Annotated in this window: 3 protein-coding genes; all 3 read left to right on the top strand. The window is 65.0% G+C overall.

Going from position 1 to position 3,351, the window contains the following annotated elements:
• Positions 1 to 146 precede the first annotated feature (146 nt).
• Positions 147 to 2,267 carry a TonB-dependent siderophore receptor gene (locus tag EOA29_RS29810; protein ID WP_126094746.1) on the top strand — a complete coding sequence of 707 codons (2,121 nt, stop codon included), beginning with the start codon at positions 147 to 149 and terminating at the stop codon, positions 2,265 to 2,267.
• A gap of 19 nt (positions 2,268 to 2,286) precedes the next feature.
• The gene (locus EOA29_RS29815; RefSeq protein ID WP_126094747.1) at positions 2,287 to 3,174 is read left to right on the top strand and encodes an iron-siderophore ABC transporter substrate-binding protein; all 888 of its coding nucleotides are present in this window, start codon (positions 2,287 to 2,289) and stop codon (positions 3,172 to 3,174) included.
• Positions 3,164 to 3,351, top strand: a 188-nt coding sequence (locus tag EOA29_RS29820) for a hypothetical protein (protein ID WP_145969863.1), incomplete at its 3' end; no start/stop codon positions are given. The genes EOA29_RS29815 and EOA29_RS29820, both read left to right, overlap by 11 nt.

The raw sequence follows: 3,351 nt of genomic DNA on the forward strand, positions 1-3,351 counted from the left end.
CCTCTGGCCTGCCGGCCATCTCCCCCGCGAGGGGGGAGATCAGCAGGCCTCCCCGCCAACACCTTATTTGCCCGACAAATTATAAGTTGACTCTTTTACTCATCTTGAATAGCGCTGCCGGCGGTATCGAGATGGGGATCGGCGTGATGAACAACCGGCGCGTTCTGGCGGGGTTTTTGCTGGCAACGACTTTCCTGCATCCGCCACATGCGTTGGCGCAGGGGAAACAGGAAGTGCTGGCGCCGATCCAGATCGAGGGCGAGGCCGGCGAGGGTGCCTCCGACTTCGACGGCTACAAGGCGAAGAAAGACGCCAGCGCCGCCAAGTCCGCCCAGCCGCTGGAAAAGACGCCGCAAGCGGTGAGCGTGGTCGGCAGCCGGCAGATCGAGGACCAGGCCGCGCGGACCGTCGTCGAGGCGACGCGCTATGCGCCGGGCATCCGCTCCGAAACCTTCGGCAACGACACCCGCAACGACTGGTTCCTGATCCGCGGCTTCTCCTCGCAAGTCAGCAGCTACTTCCTCGACGGGCTGCAGCTGCAGTCGAGCGACAGTTTCGCGACCTGGAAGGTGAACCCCTATCTGCTCGACCGCATCGACGTCCTGCGCGGGCCGTCCTCGGCGCTCTACGGCGCCTCTAACCCGGGCGGCCTCATCAACCTCGTCTCCAAGCGGCCGACCTTCCAGAACCGCGGCGAGACGGCGATCGGCGTCAACGAGTTCGGCAATCTATGGACCGGGCTCGACGTCGAGGGCGTCAACAAGGACGGCACGCTCGCCTACCGCTTCATCGCCACCGGCAATTATGGCGGCACCCAGGTCGACTATACCGACAACGACCAGTTCGCCATCATGCCGGAAATCACCTGGAAGCCGGACGAGGACACCAGCCTCACCGTCTATGCCAATGTCTCGAAGCTGAAGACGCGCGGCCAGAACTTTTTGCCGTATGAAGGTACGGTCGTCGACGCGCCCTTCGGGAAAATCCCGCGCGAACTATTCACCAGCGAGCCCAGCGTCGACAAGTTCGAGCGCTCGCAGCAGATGGTCGGCTACGAATTCGAGCACCGCTTCGACAATGACGTGACCGTGCGCCAGAACCTGCGCTACGGCCATCTCAACGTCGATTTCCGCAACGTCTACGGTGAAGGCTGGGTAAGCACGCCGACCACCACCACGGCGTTGCTCGACCGCGCCAACTTCCTGTCCAAGCCGGATCTCGGCCTGTTCAGCGTCGACAACCAGGTCGAATGGCAGACGTCCACGGGCCTGATCGACCACACGCTGCTTCTCGGGCTCGACTACAAGCGCTTCGACCTGCATGACGAGTCGGGCTACGAAGACGCCCCGCCGCTCGATGTGCTGAACCCTGTCTACAGCGGCGCGCCGCCGGTCACATCGCGCTACGACCAGTCGAACACGCTGCAGAACCAGACCGGCCTCTACGCCCAGGACACGATGCAGATCGACCGCTGGAATTTTGTGTTCAGTGGCCGCTACGACGACGTGCAGACCAAGGTCACCGATCGCCCGACCGGGGTGCGCACCAGCTATTCCGCCGACGCCTTCAGCGGCCGCGCCGGCGTCATCTACAATTTCGACAACGGCATCTCGCCTTATGTCAGCGTCTCGCGCTCGTTCCTGCCATTGACCGGCACCGACACGGCCACCGGCCATGCCTTCAAGCCGGAAACGGCGGTGCAATACGAGGCCGGTGTCAAATACCAGCCGACATGGCTGCCGGATGTGATGCTGACCGCATCGCTGTTCGACCTGACTCGCGAAAACGTCGTGACCAGCGATGGCGTGCTGTTCAACCGGCAGATCGGCAAGGTCAATTCGCGCGGCGTCGAGCTCGAAGCCGTCGGCCAGCTGACGCCGGACCTGAAGCTGACCGCCGCCTACACCTGGTACGACCTCAAGATCGAGGAAGGCAATCCGGCCGAGATCGGCAAGGTGACGACCGGTACGCCGGAACAATTCGCTTCGCTGTGGCTCGACTATGCGATCCCCTCCGACCGCTTGCCAGGCATCACCATCGGCGGCGGCGTGCGCTATGTCGGCTCTTCCTACGCGGATGCCGCCAACACCCAGAAGGTGCCGGACTACGCCGTGGTCGACGCCGCGATCCGCTACGAGAAGGACAACTTCAAGGCGGCGCTCAACGTCTCCAACCTGTTCGACAAGGCCTATGTCGCCTCCTGCAACATCACCTGCTTCTACGGCGAGAGCCGTGAGATCAGCCTGACAATGGGCTACAAATGGTAACGGCCGCCGGTCGGGGCTCGTGATCGCAACGCTTTTGGCATTCCTGCTTGCGCTGCTGCCGGTGCCGCCGGCGGCTGACGAGGCCGTGCCCTCACATGCCGAGCGCGTCGCCACCATCGATTGGGGCACGGCCGAGACGCTGCTGGCGCTGGGCATCACGCCGCTTGGGCTTGCCGAAACCGCCGGCTACCGCGACTGGGTCGGCTCGCCTGCCCTGCCCGCCAATGTCGCCGAGATCGGGCTGAGGGCGACGCCCAGCCTCGAATATCTGGCGGCGCTGAAACCGGACGTGATCCTGTCGACGCCGCAGTTCACGGCGATCGAGCCGGTGCTCGGCAAGATCGCGCCGGTCATCAGCCTCGCCACCTTCACCAACGACCTCGAGCCCTACCGCCATGCGCAGGAGAACGCGATGCGGCTCGGCGCGGTGCTGGGCCGCGAGCAGGCGGCGGCCGATCTGATCGCCGCCACCGACGGCAAGATTGCGACGTTGAGGGATGCTATCGGAACGGCGCAGACCAAGCCGGTGCTGGTGCTCTATTTCCAGGACGACCGCCATGCCTGGGTGTTCTGCCGCGGCAGCCTCTTCGACGACGTGCTGAAGCGCGCCGGGCTCGCCAACGCCTGGACCAGCGACGGCAATTTCTGGGGTTTTGCCGATGCCGGCGTCGACCAGCTCTTCGCGATCCGCGACGCGGCCCTTTTGGTGATCGAGCCGGTGCCGCCAGCCGTGCGCGCCAAGCTGGCGGCGCGTGACGGGCTGCTCGGCCAATTGCCGGTCTTCGCCCCTGGCAACCATGCGATCCTGGAGAGCGTCTGGGGTTTCGGCGGCCTGCCGTCGGCCGGCCGCTTCGCCGATCTGCTTCTCAAGCACACGCGGCTTTTCGAGCGCGGCCATGCTTCATGACCGCCGCCGGCTGGCGGTCTCTTTCGCGGGCGGCGCCTATTTGTTGCTCGTCGGCGGACTGATCGCCCATAACATCGCCGATATCGGCGGCAGCGAAGCGGTGCGCGCGCTGCTCCTCGACTACGCCTATTGGCCGCGCCTCACGGTGTCGCTGCTGGCGGGCGCGGCCAATAGGCG

Source organism: Mesorhizobium sp. M1E.F.Ca.ET.063.01.1.1 (genome assembly GCF_003998155.1).
Classification (GTDB): domain Bacteria; phylum Pseudomonadota; class Alphaproteobacteria; order Rhizobiales; family Rhizobiaceae; genus Mesorhizobium.